Origin of the sequence: Enterococcus sp. CWB-B31 (assembly GCF_020567645.1) — a bacterium.
Taxonomy (GTDB): Bacteria; Bacillota; Bacilli; order Lactobacillales; family Enterococcaceae; genus Enterococcus_L.
Window position 1 is genome coordinate 1 of record NZ_JAJDJW010000018.1, and the last position, 14,566, is coordinate 14,566.

16 protein-coding genes and 1 tRNA gene are annotated in these 14,566 nt (G+C 39.2%); 16 read left to right on the plus strand and 1 reads right to left on the minus strand.

Translation table 11 applies throughout. The features are described from left to right. Positions 1 to 48 precede the first annotated feature (48 nt). The 4 genes from LI954_RS13520 to LI954_RS13535 all read left to right on the plus strand — a co-directional run bounded on the left by LI954_RS13520 (position 49) and on the right by LI954_RS13535 (position 3,019). Positions 49 to 122 (plus strand) — tRNA-Asn (locus LI954_RS13520). A 365-nt stretch (positions 123 to 487) separates the two neighbouring features. Then, the gene (locus LI954_RS13525; protein WP_229441894.1) at positions 488 to 1,717 is read left to right on the plus strand and encodes a glycosyltransferase family 4 protein; all 1,230 of its coding nucleotides are present in this window, start codon (positions 488 to 490) and stop codon (positions 1,715 to 1,717) included. Between the two features lie 73 nt (positions 1,718 to 1,790). Beyond that, on the plus strand, positions 1,791 to 2,654 hold the full coding sequence (locus LI954_RS13530) for an NAD(P)-dependent oxidoreductase (protein ID WP_229441895.1): 864 nt from the start codon (positions 1,791 to 1,793) through the stop codon (positions 2,652 to 2,654). A 134-nt stretch (positions 2,655 to 2,788) separates the two neighbouring features. Then, a complete protein-coding gene (locus LI954_RS13535; protein ID WP_202069095.1) occupies positions 2,789 to 3,019 on the plus strand; it encodes a YkuJ family protein in 231 nt (76 codons plus the stop codon). Positions 3,020 to 3,214: 195 nt separating this feature from the next. Here the strand turns inward: LI954_RS13535 and LI954_RS13540 are convergent, their stop codons facing one another. Next, complete coding sequence (locus LI954_RS13540) at positions 3,215 to 4,279, minus strand: NAD(P)H-dependent flavin oxidoreductase (RefSeq protein ID WP_229441896.1); 1,065 nt, start codon at positions 4,277 to 4,279, stop codon at positions 3,215 to 3,217. A gap of 267 nt (positions 4,280 to 4,546) precedes the next feature. Here LI954_RS13540 and LI954_RS13545 point away from each other — a divergent pair, with 267 nt between their 5' ends. The 12 genes from LI954_RS13545 to LI954_RS13600 all read left to right on the plus strand — a co-directional run bounded on the left by LI954_RS13545 (position 4,547) and on the right by LI954_RS13600 (position 14,499). Further along, positions 4,547 to 4,987 (plus strand): MarR family winged helix-turn-helix transcriptional regulator, encoded by a 441-nt coding sequence (locus LI954_RS13545; RefSeq protein ID WP_202069091.1) that lies wholly within the window; start codon positions 4,547 to 4,549, stop codon positions 4,985 to 4,987. 12 nt (positions 4,988 to 4,999) lie between these two features. Beyond that, positions 5,000 to 5,980 (plus strand): beta-ketoacyl-ACP synthase III, encoded by a 981-nt coding sequence (locus tag LI954_RS13550; RefSeq protein WP_229444733.1) that lies wholly within the window; start codon positions 5,000 to 5,002, stop codon positions 5,978 to 5,980. 49 nt (positions 5,981 to 6,029) lie between these two features. Next, positions 6,030 to 6,257 (plus strand): acyl carrier protein, encoded by a 228-nt coding sequence (locus tag LI954_RS13555; RefSeq protein ID WP_202069087.1) that lies wholly within the window; start codon positions 6,030 to 6,032, stop codon positions 6,255 to 6,257. Positions 6,258 to 6,476: 219 nt separating this feature from the next. Further along, a complete protein-coding gene (gene fabK / locus LI954_RS13560) occupies positions 6,477 to 7,433 on the plus strand; it encodes an enoyl-[acyl-carrier-protein] reductase FabK (protein ID WP_202069085.1) in 957 nt (318 codons plus the stop codon). Positions 7,434 to 7,571: 138 nt separating this feature from the next. Then, positions 7,572 to 8,501 (plus strand): ACP S-malonyltransferase, encoded by a 930-nt coding sequence (gene fabD / locus LI954_RS13565; RefSeq protein WP_229444734.1) that lies wholly within the window; start codon positions 7,572 to 7,574, stop codon positions 8,499 to 8,501. A gap of 4 nt (positions 8,502 to 8,505) precedes the next feature. Then, positions 8,506 to 9,243, plus strand: a complete 738-nt coding sequence (gene fabG, locus LI954_RS13570) for a 3-oxoacyl-[acyl-carrier-protein] reductase (RefSeq protein WP_229444735.1) — start codon at positions 8,506 to 8,508, stop codon at positions 9,241 to 9,243. A 22-nt stretch (positions 9,244 to 9,265) separates the two neighbouring features. Continuing rightward, positions 9,266 to 10,507 carry a beta-ketoacyl-ACP synthase II gene (gene fabF, locus LI954_RS13575; protein WP_202069080.1) on the plus strand — a complete coding sequence of 414 codons (1,242 nt, stop codon included), beginning with the start codon at positions 9,266 to 9,268 and terminating at the stop codon, positions 10,505 to 10,507. Continuing rightward, positions 10,507 to 11,001 carry an acetyl-CoA carboxylase biotin carboxyl carrier protein gene (accB, locus tag LI954_RS13580; RefSeq protein WP_202069079.1) on the plus strand — a complete coding sequence of 165 codons (495 nt, stop codon included), beginning with the start codon at positions 10,507 to 10,509 and terminating at the stop codon, positions 10,999 to 11,001. Before fabF ends, accB begins: the two co-directional genes overlap by 1 nt. Before the next feature lie 35 nt (positions 11,002 to 11,036). Then, positions 11,037 to 11,456, plus strand: coding sequence for a 3-hydroxyacyl-ACP dehydratase FabZ (fabZ, locus tag LI954_RS13585; RefSeq protein ID WP_202069078.1), 420 nt, complete (start codon positions 11,037 to 11,039; stop codon positions 11,454 to 11,456). Positions 11,457 to 11,462: 6 nt separating this feature from the next. Further along, a complete protein-coding gene (locus tag LI954_RS13590; protein ID WP_202069077.1) occupies positions 11,463 to 12,833 on the plus strand; it encodes an acetyl-CoA carboxylase biotin carboxylase subunit in 1,371 nt (456 codons plus the stop codon). Positions 12,834 to 12,847: 14 nt separating this feature from the next. Continuing rightward, positions 12,848 to 13,714, plus strand: a complete 867-nt coding sequence (gene accD / locus LI954_RS13595) for an acetyl-CoA carboxylase, carboxyltransferase subunit beta (protein ID WP_202069076.1) — start codon at positions 12,848 to 12,850, stop codon at positions 13,712 to 13,714. After that, positions 13,714 to 14,499 (plus strand): acetyl-CoA carboxylase carboxyl transferase subunit alpha, encoded by a 786-nt coding sequence (locus LI954_RS13600; protein ID WP_229441901.1) that lies wholly within the window; start codon positions 13,714 to 13,716, stop codon positions 14,497 to 14,499. Before accD ends, LI954_RS13600 begins: the two co-directional genes overlap by 1 nt. The last annotated feature ends 67 nt before the right edge of the window (positions 14,500 to 14,566 follow it).

Here is a 14,566-nt window from a genome sequence, read left to right on the forward strand (position 1 = left end):
TAGTGAAGGGTTTCCCTTTGTGAGAGTAGGACGCCGCCGCGCGATGATTCCGGCATAGCTCAGTTGGTAGTAGCGCATGACTGTTAATCATGATGTCGTAGGTTCGAGTCCTACTGCCGGAGTATAGCGAAAACCAATTAATTGGTTTTCGCTTTTTTTGTATTAGCAGACATGAGATGATAAAATCGTAGTAGTTAGTAGGGGTATCTTTTTGTTGGCAGCATTTAAACTTCTTTCTAACACTTATGTAAGTTTGTTGTTGTTATTTATTTGCAAGGGTGTATATTTCAACGTTTTTCCATATTTCAATAATGATATATACAATTTAAGACTTAAGTTTGACTAAACTCTTTTTGACTTGTGATATAATGTTTTTATTGTGATATGGAAAGACGATCCTGTCTGTAAGACTAACTCATCTTTTCCTGAAAAAAGATAGAGTTGTAAATAATTTGAAATAGATATGGAATTAATGGAGGGAAAAAAAGTGAAAGTTGGATTTTTCACCGATACCTATTTTCCCCAGATAAGCGGGGTAGCAACTTCAATAAGTACGTTGAAACTTGAATTGGAAAAAATGGGACATGAGGTTTATATTTTTACAACAACTGACCCGAATGCAGATGCATTTGAAGAAGATGTTATCAGGATGCCAAGTGTTCCCCTGGTCTCTTTTAAAGAACGTAGAATTGTTGTTAGAGGTATGTGGTATGCCTATTTAATTGCTAAAGAATTAGAGTTGGATTTAATTCATACCCATACAGAGTTTGGTGCCGGCTTATTGGGAAAAATGGTAGGTAAGAAATTGAAAGTACCCGTTATTCATACGTATCATACAATGTATGAAGAGTATCTTCATTATATTGCGAAGGGTAAAGTGCTGAAGCCGACACACGTCAAATATTTTTCAAGAGCATTCACGAATCATACGACTGGAGTAGTTTGCCCGAGTAAGAGGGTAATAAATAAACTGCAGGAATATGGTGTAAAATCACCGATGCGGATTATACCAACAGGAATAGATATAGAGAAATTTAAACGTCCTGATATAACAGCTGAGATGGTCGAAAATCTTAGAAAAGAGATTGGTCTAACAGAAGATCAGCTGATTCTGCTTTCTCTGAGCCGTATTTCTTATGAGAAGAATATTCAGACCATTTTAAAGGGAATGGATCAGATAATTGAAGAATTTCCTGAAGCAAGACTAGTAATCGTTGGAGATGGACCTTATGTTGAAGCGTTAAAAGAGCAGGCTCAAAGGTTGGGGATTAAAGACTATGTTATGTTCATTGGAGAGGTTCCCAATGATCGTGTAGCAATCTATTATAAAGCTGCTGATTATTTTGTCAGCGCCTCAACATCTGAAACACAGGGACTGACTTATACTGAGGCTATCGCTGCGGGTGTACCTTGTGTAGTGGAAGGCAATGATTATTTAAATGATTTGCTGGATCATCGTTCTTTGGGCATTACTTTTGAAAAGGATGAGGATTTTGCGTCGGCTTTTATTGATTATGTACATGAAAATGTACCTCATGAACAGGAAGTAGTTGAAAATAAGCTTTATGAGATTTCAGCTGATTATTTTGGTAAACGAATGATTGGGTTCTATAATGATACACTTAACTATTATGAGGAGCATTATGGTAATAAGAAAGAAAGTCTGGTCTCCATGGAAAAAATAAAAGGGAAATTTATTTCTCTAAGAAGGCAATAAAAATGTAAAAAACTCTGTTTGTAGGATATACTACAAATAGGGTTTTTATATTTTTATTGAGAGGGATGCAAGTATGAAAAAAATTGGATTTATCGGAATTGGTGTAATGGGCCATTCAATCGTAATGAATATGATGAAAAATAATTTAACAGTTTCTGTTTATAATCGTACAAAGAGTAAAACAGACGACCTGGTAAAAGAAGGAGCTGTTTGGAGAGATACCCCAAAAGACATAGTTGAAAACAGTGAGATTATTTTTACAATGGTTGGCTTTCCTTCGGATGTTGAGGATATCTATTTTAAAAAGGATGGGATATTTGATGCAGATGTGACAAATAAGATTCTTGTTGATTTAACTACCAGCACGCCGTCTTTAGCTGAGAAAATTGGAGCTGAAGCAGCTGAAAGGGGGGGATCTGCTTTGGATGCACCAGTTTCTGGAGGAGATCTTGGTGCTAAAAATGGAACATTAACAATTATGGTTGGCGGGTCGGAAGATGCATATAACGAAGTTGTTCCTGTTTTCAAAACGTTTGGAAAAACAGTTAATCTTCAAGGTTCATCTGGGAAAGGACAACATACCAAAATGGCGAATCAAATCATGATTGCCGGAACAATGACTGGAATGTCTGAGATGCTGGTTTATGCTGAAAAGTCTGGACTTAATCTGGATAAGGTAATTGAAACACTTGGCGGTGGGAGTGCATCGAACTGGTCAATGAACAATTATGCTCCCAGAATTTTAAAAGCAGATTATTCTCCTGGATTTTTTGTTAAGCATTTTATTAAAGATTTACGAATAGCCCTGGATGAGGCTGAAAAAATGAATTTGAAGCTTCCGGCAACAAAGCTTGCTGAAGAGCTGTACACTTGTTTGGCTGATAAAGGATTTGAAGATGACGGGACTCAGGCGCTTATAAAGCTTTGGTGGGATTAAAATGAACATTTAAAGAAAATTATTAAAGAACATCAAAAAAGTTAAAAAAAATGGCGAAAATCCATGCACAATAGCCAATGTTTTGTTACAATGATACAGGAATGAAACTTAGTTCGCCGAGGGAGGTCAAGTTTATGAAGCAGTCACAATTAGTAGCGATTATCAAAAGACTTGAAGCAATGACAGAAGCAGATGATAATGAAATACAAGTTCGCCGTTTTGAGCGTGAAGGCGTTGAAAAATGCTTAGTTAGTTTTGATAAAACGACGGATACTTTTGAACTGACAGAAACAGACAGTCAGCAAGTTTATCAATTTGACAATATTGATATTGTAGCTATGGAGATTTACGACTTAATCCAGTAATGAATAGCTGAAAATCTTTTAGTTGTATACAAAACTCATTGTTTAATAGGACAATTAAAATGAAATGCTTTCATCTGTCTTATCATTTATAGAGTAAAAAACAGCCATGAATGGAATGAACTGCTAAATGTTAGCTAAAAAATAACATTTAACAGTCTGTCCAACTGGCTGTTTTTGTTTGTTAGTAAGGAAGCTTTAACTGTTAAGTGTCAATTCTTTGAATATTTCATGAACTGTTGTCTGCTTTTGAATTTTGAAGGCATTTGTACCTGCAAAAACCAAAGCATTCTCTGGATTATTTGTCACAGCATTCAGCAGCGTTTCAGAGATACAGTAAGGAATTGTTTTACGATCACAGTGTTTAAAAGACAGGCAGTTTCGACATTTTTCTATAGGAATCTGTTTATTTTTGATTCGTTCAGTAAAAAGATTCTTAATAGCTCTTCCTGGCATACCCACCGGACTTTTAATAAGAGTGATATCTTCTTCTTTTGCATTGATGTATGCTTGTTTAAATGATTCGGGGGCATCACATTCTTCTGTAGCCACAAAACGGGTGGCCATTTGAACACCGGAGCAGCCTAAAGCGATATAATGGTCAATATCTGAACGGTCAAAAACCCCTCCTGCGAATATAACGGGAATCTGTTTTCCAAATTCATCGGCAAAAGAGTTGACAGTTGCAATGATTTTCTTTAATTCGTCATCCATGCCCTCAATATCCTCTTCAATAGTTTCTGCCTTGAATCCTAAATGACCACCTGCTTTTGGTCCCTCAACCACGATGAAATCTGCTGTTTTATTATATCTTTTTTTCCATAACCCCAACAATACTTTAGCTGCTTTGTTTGAAGAGACAATTGGTGCAATTTTTGTCTGACTGCCTGCCACCAGTTCGGGAAGATTAATTGGGAGTCCGGCGCCGGAAATGATAACATCTGCGCCAACTTCAACGCAGCGCTTAACATAACGATCATAGTGAAGGGTTGCTGCCATAATGTTAAATCCGATGATTCCTCCTTCAGCAATTTTTTTTGCTCTATCAAATTGAATTTTTATTGCTTCCATATTTGCCCGCATAGGCGATTTCTCAAATAATTCTTCTTGATAACCGATTTGTGCGGTAGACAGAATACCGATCCCGCCTTCTTTGGCAACAGTACCTGCTAGATTTGCCAGACTGATACCAATACCCATCCCGCCTTGAATGATGGGGACCTTTGCAATTAATTTATCCATTATTAATGGTTCTAAAATCATAGGTAAGCTCCTTTTTCTAAATGTAAATATAATTAATTTGATGATCAAACTAAAGTCACTATAGACAGTTCTTGATGAATTGTCAAATCTTTTCTGAAAATGAAAGATGAAATAGAGAGGATTGATTCAATTCGAACACTGATACCACAACTGTTTTTTCGAATAATGTAAAAAAAACATGAAAATACTTGCAATTAGTTTATGAATACGATATAGTTTGAACATCAAAACATTTGATAATCAAATTAATTACGGATGGTGTGCATGATGGAACCAGATTTAGAAACAATCAATGATTATCTTGTCAATGTTTTCAATGATATTTTGACTATCGAGGAATCAGAATTAAAAAAATCAAAATTCAAGGATTTATCAATCACTGAAATGCATACAATTGAAGCGATTGGCATGTATAAAAGGAAGACTTCATCAGAAGTAGCGAAAGAGCTTTCGATTACTGTAGGAACTTTAACTGTGGCTATCAATAATTTGGTGAAAAAAAATTATGTGGAGCGCATTCGCAGTGAAGATGATCGGCGAGTAGTGAAGTTAGGTTTGACCCAAAAGGGAAAACTGCTTTACCGAGTTCATCAGCATTTCCATCGTGAAATGGTCAAAAATATTTTAAGCGGAATGGATCAGAAGGAAGAACAAGCATTATTAAAAGCTTTGAAGAACCTTCATGATTTTTTACAAGAATATAAGTAGAGCGGGGAAAGAATGAATCAATACGGAAAAATAACCTATACAGGCAGCTATCTTCCAGAAAGAAACGTGACAAATGAGGAACTAAGTCAGTTTATGGATACTTCGGATGAATGGATTAGCAGTCGAACAGGGATTCGTTCCCGTCATGTCGTTACAAGCGAAAATACTTCAGATTTATGTATTAAAGCAGCGCAGGTTCTTTTGGATAAATCTCAAATTGATCCTGAAACAATCGATTTTATTATTGTCGCTACGATCACACCGGATTACCAGATGCCTTCTGTAGCCTGTCAGGTACAAGCGGGGATTAAGGCGGTTAACGCATTTGCTTTTGATATCAGTGCCGCCTGTTCAGGATTTATTTATTCACTGAGTATTGGAGAAAAAATGATTCGCGGCGGTTATAAGCGAGGAATCATTCTTGGAGGAGAGACATTGTCCAAGGCTTTGAACTGGGAAGATCGAACCAGTGCTGTTCTCTTTGGAGATGGTGCTGCCGGAGTTATTCTGGAGGCTGTGGAAAAACCGCATCTATTGGCTGAAAAACTTCAGTCAGATGGGCAACGAGGCAGCGCATTGACTTCTGGTTTTCAGTTTAATGAGAGTCCGTTTTACCAGTCAGAGGGAAATAAAAGAGAGCAAAGTAGCAGTTTCTTAAAAATGAACGGTCGTGAAATTTTTGATTTTACAATGAATGATGTGAGTAAGAACATTCAAAGCCTTGTAGATGAACATGACTTTGAAGCAGATTATTTTTTGCTTCATCAAGCAAATATTCGAATCATTGATAAACTAGCCAAGAAACTGAAGATTCCAAGAGAGAAATTTCTATCTAATATGGATAAATATGGGAATACTTCAGCAGCAAGCATTCCGATTTTATTGGATGAAGCAGTGAATAAGGGGATTATTAAACTAGATTCAACACAACAAGTGGTGTTAACAGGATTTGGCGGTGGGTTAACATGGGGCACAATGCTTCTGACACTGTAAAATCTGTTCACATATAAAATTAAACTTAAATTTTTGGAGGAATATACACATGGTATTTGAGAAAATTCAAGCAATTATTGTAGAAGAACTGGGAAAAGAACTGGAAGATGTTAAATTGGAAACAAATATCCAGGAGGAACTGGATGCTGACAGCTTGGACTTATTCCAAATTATTAATGAAATTGAAGATGCTTTTGATGTGAAGATTGAAACAGAAGATGGCATCGTGACAGTACAGGATTTAGTAACCTATGTAGAGAAACAAAAAAACAGTTAATTTAGAATAAAAGATTTTGTAACGAGATTAAGGCGAAAGTGTTGAATTTCCAAGAGTGGGCATTTATACAAAAAAGAAACAGATTTTTGTATAATATCACCTGCCTGTCGAAATTCGGCTTTCGTCTTGTGGTTTATTAAGGCCTAAACGTCAAGACTATTGATTGAAAACAGTTATTGTAGTTGAATCGTTTTAAAATGATGAAGGATGTATTAACAGATGAACACAAGAATATGTGAGTTGCTTGGCATAAAATATCCTGTTTTTCAGGGAGGAATGGCCTGGATCGCTAATGCATCACTGGCAGGTGCTGTTTCTGAATCTGGCGGATTGGGAATCATTGCTGGTGGAAATGCCCCTAAAGAAGTGGTAAAAAAAGAAATTAGAAAAATCAAGGCTATGACAAACAAGCCTTTTGCTGTAAATATAATGCTGTTGTCGCCGTTTGCTGAAGAGATTGTAGATTTAGTCTGTGAGGAAAAAGTTCCGATAGTAACGACAGGAGCAGGGAATCCAAGTAAATATATGAAGCGTTTTAAAGAGAATAGCATCAAAGTAATTCCGGTTGTTCCATCGGTTGCGTTGGGGCTCCGTATGGAGAAAATAGGTGCGGATGCCGTTATCGTAGAAGGAATGGAAGCTGGCGGACACATAGGAAAATTGACCACGATCAGTTTGGTTCCTCAAGTAGCGGATGCTTTATCCATTCCGGTTATTGCAGCTGGAGGTATTGGAGACGGCAGAGGGATGGCCGCTGTCTTCATGCTTGGAGCAGATGGGGTACAAATAGGGACTCGTTTCCTTGTGGCAAAGGAATGTACAGTTCACGAAAACTATAAACAAAAAATTATTCAAGCAAGAGATATCGATACAGTAGTCACTTGTCAGCACTTCGGTCATCCAGTTCGGGCGTTAAAGAATAAATTAACCAGAGAATATGATCAATTGGAGAAGCTGGAACTAAAACAAGAAAATCCAGATCTGAAAAAATTTGAAGAGTTGGGTCAGGGTGCTCTTTATAAAGCAGTGGTAGAAGGAGACATGGATTCTGGTTCAGTTATGGCTGGTCAGATAGCCGGCTTAGTAAAAAAAGAGGAAACAGCAGAGGAAATTATCTATTCTCTGATTGAAGAAACAACCGAGGTAATTAAGGGACAATATCAAAAATATTTGTAATCAGAATTTGGAAACAGCGGATAGGATTATTTTGGTTTTGTGTCGGAAACTGTTCGCATTAGTAATAGTTAGCAGAGGTAATTGCACACGAACTATTAATAAAAAGAGTTTATTTAGAATTATCAAAGGAGACAACACATGAAAACAGCTTTTGTATTCAGTGGTCAGGGTGCTCAATACACAGGAATGGGTAAGGAGCTCTACGATCAGGAAAAGGTTGTTCGAGATACTTTTTCTGAAGTTAGTGAAATTTTAAATTATGATATGGCTGAGCTTTGTTTTTCGCCAACGGATAGACTAAATGAAACAGAGTATACTCAACCGGCAATTTTAACGGTCAGCACGGCATTTTATCGTATTCTTTCAGAGTATGGTATTAAACCGGATGTTGTAGCAGGCTTAAGTTTGGGAGAATATAGTGCGCTGGTAGCCAGTGAGGCTGTTTCATTTAAAGAGGCAGTGGCGCTGGTAGCAAAAAGAGGTGCATTTATGACTAAAGCTGCTCCGCCCGGAACAGGGAAAATGGTAGCCGTAATGAATGCTGATAGAGCGTTAATTGAAGAGTGCTGTCGAAATGCAGAGAGTAAGGGAGTCGTTTCACCGGCAAATTACAATACACCACAGCAAATCGTTATTGGAGGAGAAACAGCTGCAGTCGATTATGCGGTTAATTTACTGCAAGAGCAGGGTGTAAAAAGAATGGTGCCGCTGAATGTAAGCGGACCGTTTCATACAGCACTGCTGAAACCAGCGTCTGAAAAGCTAGCAGAAGAATTGGCAAAGATAACGTTTCAGGAACCGAAGATCCCTGTCATCAGCAATACAACGGCTGATGTGATGGAGGGAAATCAAATTTGTGATCTTTTAACACTCCAGGTCATGAAAGCTGTTCGATTTGCAGACAGCATTGAAACAATGAAGCGCTTAGGTGTCACCAGAATTATTGAGGTTGGACCGGGAAAAACATTGACCGGGTTTGTGAAGAAAATTGATCGGAAGATCATTACTGGACGAGTGGAAAACAGTGTTACATTGGCAGAAACTTTAGAACTTTTAAAAGAGGGATAACTAAATGAATATACAAGGAAAGAATGTCTTTGTTACAGGAAGTACCAGAGGTTTGGGAAAAGCGATTGCACTTGCGTTTGCTGAAGCAGGTGCAAATATCGTTCTCAATGGGCGTAAGGAAATTTCTGAAGAGTTAATAAACGAAATAAAAGCTTATGGCGTGAATTGCATCGGAATTTCAGGAGATATTATTGATTTTGATACTGCCGGAAAGATGTTGGAAGAAGCAGAAAACAGTTTAGGTTCTGTGGATATTCTAGTTAATAATGCAGGCGTTACAAAGGATAAGCTGCTGTTGCGAATGTCCCCAGAAGATTTTGAACAGTGTATTCAGATTAATTTGAATGGGACATTTAATATGACGCAGCATGCTATTAAGCGAATGATGAAACGACGAAGCGGACGGATTATCAATATATCCAGTGTGGTTGGTCTGATTGGGAATGTTGGTCAGGCTAATTATGCTGCGAGTAAAGCCGGGATTATCGGCTTCAGCAAATCTGTTGCCCGTGAAGCCGCTGCAAGAGGGATTACCTGTAATGTGATTGCTCCTGGCTTCATTGAAACAGAGATGACGGATGTTCTTTCCGATAAAATCAAAGAACAGACAAAAAGTCAGATTCCGTTACAATGCTATGGTCAGGCAGAGGATGTAGCAAAAGCTGCTGTATTTTTAGCTGAAAGTCCCTACATTACCGGGCAGGTGCTAAATGTAGACGGCGGTTTAGTGATGCATGGATAAATCGGTTGGGAGGAATAGTTGAATGAACCGAGTAGTAATTACGGGTTATGGAGTAACTTCTCCAATAGGAAATAATCCTGAAACTTTTTTAAACAGTTTAAAAGAAGGAAAAAATGGAATTGGTCCGATAACAAAATTTAATGCGGAAGAAACGGGGATTTCTTTGGCGGCTGAGGTGAAGGATTTTCCGTTTGAAAAATATTTTGTCAAAAAAGATGGGAAACGGATGGATATGTTTTCTATTTATGGTATTTATGCTGCACTAGAGGCCATGGACATGAGCGGTCTGAATGCAGAGGAGATTGATGCTGATCGTTTTGGCGTGATGGTGGGATCTGGGATAGGCGGATTACAAACGATTCAGGATCAGGTGATTCGTATGCATGATAAAGGGTCGCAAAGAGTGAGCCCCCTATTTATCCCCATGTCAATTGCCAATATGGCAGCAGGAAATATTGCTTTGCGTATAGGAGCTAGAGGAATTTGTACAGCAGTTGTAACTGCATGTGCCAGCGCTACACATTCCATTGGAGAGGCATTTCGAAACATTAAGCATGGCTATTCAGATGTGATTCTAGCCGGCGGAACGGAAGCTTCTGTTACGGAAATCGGAATTTCCGGGTTTGCTTCGTTAACTGCATTATCTGAAGCAACGGATAAAGATCGGGCTTCTATTCCTTTTGATAAAGACCGTGATGGTTTTGTGATGGGAGAAGGAGCTGGAGTATTTATTGTTGAGTCTTTGGAACACGCGCAAAAACGGGGAGCAGCAATATTGGGTGAAATAGTCGGATATGGTGCCAACTGTGATGCTTATCATATGACTTCTCCTACACCTGATGGGAGCGGTGCAGCCAAGGCAATGATTCTGGCAATGACCGAAGCAGGGATTACTCCTGAACAGATTGGTTATATTAATGCTCATGGTACAAGTACGCCATCTAATGACGGTGCCGAGGCAAAAGCGATTAGGCTGGCGATGGGAGCAGCAGCTGATGACATACGGGTCAGCAGTACAAAGAGTATGACGGGACATTTATTGGGAGCCGCCGGTGGAATTGAAGGGATTGCAACGCTTAATGCACTGCAGCATCAGTTCATTCCTCCAACAATTGGATTGAAGGAACAGGATGAGGAAGTGACAATCAATGTAGTTGCTAATGAAGCTCAGCCGCATGCATTTGATTATGCACTAAGCAATTCACTTGGTTTTGGGGGACATAACGCAGTCATTTGTCTGAAACGTTGGGAGGAACAGTACTGATGGATATTAGTGAAGTAAAAGAGCTTTTAGCAAAATTTGATCAGTCCAGTTTGACTGAATTTGATTTAAGAGAAGGTTCATTTGAATTATATATGAATAAAAATACAATCTCACAAAAAAGAATTCAGCCGCAGGAAGAGCATTCCAATGCTGCAATAGAAATGAACAGCGAACTTTTAACTGTTAAAAACGAAGAAACAAAAGCTGCTGCTGTAGAAAATAAAGCGGTACTGTCTAAATCAGAAAATGCTGCAGAGGAAGAAATTACCTCTCCTCTTGTAGGGATTGTTTATTTACAGCCTGCTCCTGACAAGGAAGCTTTTAAGAAGGTTGGTGACGCAGTCAAAAAGGGTGATGTAGTCTGCATTATTGAAGCAATGAAATTGATGAATGAAATCACTTCTACTGTAGATGGAACGATTGCTGAGATTTTAGTTGGAAATGAAGAGGTTGTAGAGTTTGGACAGCCATTATTCAAAGTAACCGAAGTTTAATTTTAGTTTGATTGAAAAGAAGGAGCTTGTATAAGATGAATGTTCAGGAAATCATGGAGATCATTCCGCATCGATATCCTTTTCTATTGTTGGATCGAGTGGAAGAGATAACAGTTGGAGAGAAAATAGTTGCAAAAAAAAATGTCACAATCAATGAGCCCTTCTTTCAGGGTCATTTCCCATCAGAACCTGTGATGCCGGGCGTTCTGATTGTTGAAGCTCTGGCACAGGCTGGTGCAGTGGCGTTATTGTCAAAACCGGAATTTAAAGGAAAGACTGCTTATTTTGGTGCAATGGACAAAGTTCGTTTTAGAAAAAAAGTGGTACCCGGCGATACGTTATCTCTTGAAGTGGAAATTTTGAAAATAAGATCTGCAGCAGGAACTGGTCTGGGGATAGCTAAAGTAAATGGAAAAAAAGTAGCAGAAGCAGAACTAACTTTTATGATTGGATAGATGATGATGTTTTCAAAAATATTAATAGCTAATCGCGGTGAAATTGCGGTCCGGATTATTCGTGCATGCAGAGAACTAGGTATTCATACTGTAGCGGTTTATTCTGAAGCAGATCGGGAAGCTTTGCATACCCAATTGGCAGATGAAGCGATTTGTATTGGACCTGCAAAAGCGGGAGACTCATATTTAAAGGTTCAGCATGTACTGAGTGCAGCGATTGTGACAAACGCAGAAGCCATTCATCCAGGTTTTGGATTCCTCTCAGAAAACAGCCAGTTTGCTGCAATGTGTGAAGAATGCAATCTTACATTTATTGGACCAAAAGCAGAAACAATAGATGCAATGGGAAATAAAATCAATGCACGGAAATTAATGATCGAAGCAGAGGTACCTGTCATTCCTGGAAGTCCTGGTGTGATTGATACGGTTGAAGAGGCATTGTCTGTTGCTGAGAAGATCGGCTATCCGGTGATGCTTAAAGCAGCAGCTGGAGGTGGGGGGAAAGGAATCCGTAAGGTCCTTTCTCAGGATGAATTGCCGAGTCACTTTACCTCCGCTCAGCAGGAAGCGAAAGCAGCTTTTAACAATGGGGATATGTATATCGAAAAGATTATTTATCCGGCTCGACATATTGAAGTTCAGATTCTGGGCGATCAGTATGGAAATATTATTCATCTTGGCGAACGAGATTGTTCGCTACAGAGAAATAATCAAAAGGTATTGGAAGAGTCACCCTCCGTTGCTATTTCAGATGAAAAAAGGGCTTATTTAGGCGAAATTGCGGTAAGGGCTGCAAAAGCAGTTAATTATCAAAATGCCGGAACCATTGAATTTCTGATGGATGAAACCGGAAACTTTTATTTTATGGAAATGAATACTCGTATTCAGGTAGAACATCCGGTTACTGAAATGGTTACAGGATTTGACCTGGTTAAAGCACAGATTAAAATTGCTGCCGGCGAGGAGTTATCTATTACTCAAAATGATGTAAGGATAACCGGACATGCAATTGAATGCCGAATAAATGCTGAAAATCCTGCGTTCGATTTTGCACCGTCCCCTGGGACAATAAGTAATTTGCTGCTGCCTAGCGGAGGAATGGGCCTGCGTGTTGACAGCGCTATGTATACAGGTTATAAGATTCCCCCTTATTATGATTCTATGATTGCGAAAGTGATTGTTCATGGAGAAAACCGCATGGATGCTTTTATGAAAATGCAGCGTGCGTTAAGTGAAATAGTAACAGAAGGTCTGACAACCAATGCAGAGTTCCAGCTGGATCTGATTACTCATGAGAAAGTATTGGCTGGGGAGTATGATACAAGCTTTTTACAGGAAATCTTTTTACCTTCATGGGAACCTGAAACTGAACAATAAGAAGGGATAAAATCATGGCTTTATTTAAAAAGAAAGAGTACATTCGGATTAACCCGAACCGTGAATCACATTCTGATAATAAAAAGCCGGCTGTTCCAGATAATATGTGGGCTAAGTGTCCGTGCTGCAAACAAACACTTTATACAAAAGATATGGGGCCTGAAAAGGTCTGTCTACACTGCGGCTACAGTTTTAGAATTGGTGCGTGGGAGAGAATGGCGGTTACCGTAGATAAAAAAAGTTTTCATGAATGGGATAATGATATTAAGACAAAAGATCCCTTGAGTTTTCCTAACTATCATGAAAAGATTAAGTCTATGCAGGAGAAAACCAATTTAAACGAGGCAGTTTTAACGGGTAGGGCACAAATTCAGGGAAATGAGACAGCAATTGCCGTGATGGATGCGAATTTCATTATGGGTAGTATGGGGACAGTTGTTGGTGAGAAAATCACTCGTCTGTTTGAACGGGCAGCAAAAGAAAAGCTTCCAGTTGTGATCTTCACAGCATCCGGAGGTGCTCGTATGCAGGAAGGGATTATGTCGTTGATGCAGATGGCAAAAATATCTGCAGCAGTTAAGCGCCACAGCAAACAAGGTCTTCTTTATATTACGGTTTTGACTGATCCAACGACTGGAGGAGTAACCGCCAGTTTTGCCATGGAGGGCGACGTTATTTTGGCTGAGCCTCAAAGCCTGATTGGTTTTGCCGGACGCAGAGTGATTGAACAGACGATTCGTCAGGAACTGCCGGAAGATTTTCAAAAGGCAGAATTTTTATTAAAGCACGGTTTTGCTGATAAGATTATTCCCAGAAATCAAATGAGAGAAGTACTGGGAAGCATACTGAAGATGCACACGATGGAGGGATGGATATCATAATGAAAAGAACAGCAAATGATATCGTTACTTTAGCCCGATCTCAGGATCGTTTTACTTCATTGGAATATATCGATGCAATTTTTGATCAGTTTATCGAATTTCACGGCGACCGCTACTTTGGAGATGACCAGGCAGTTGTCGGCGGTGTTGCATTGCTTGCCGGAAAGCCGGTTACTGTTGTTGGTATTCAAAAAGGCAGAAACCTGCCGGAAAATATTGATAGAAATTTTGGTGCTCCTCACCCTGAGGGATATCGAAAGGCATTACGCCTAATGAAGCAGGCAGAAAAATTCAATCGTCCGGTAATTACTTTTATTAATACCGCCGGGGCTTACTGCGGCATTGAGGCAGAAGAACGCGGTGAAGGAGAAGCAATTGCCCGGAATCTTTTGGAAATGTCTGATCTGACAGTTCCAATCATTTCAATTATCATCGGGGAAGGCGGCAGCGGAGGCGCTTTGGCATTGGCTGTGGCCGATGAGGTTTGGATGCTGGAGCATACAATTTATGCGATACTCTCTCCAGAAGGCTTTGCATCAATTCTTTGGAAAGATGGGAGCCGTGCCAAAGAGGCTGCTGAGTTGATGAAGATAACAGCAGCAGAACTGAAAGAATTGACAGTCATTGACAAAATAATTCCTGAAGAAATGAATGGAGAACTGCTGGGACAATCCAAAATTAATCGAATGCTGCAGAAAGCCCTGATAAGTAAGTTAACAGAGCTTTGTAAGCTGACGAAAGAAGAGCTGACAGAGAATCGTTACCAGCGTTTTCGGAACTTTTGATTTCAAAAAGCAGGAATTAAAGTATATGTCAGAAGTGAATAGCTATGAAAGGGAACCGGGAGACTTA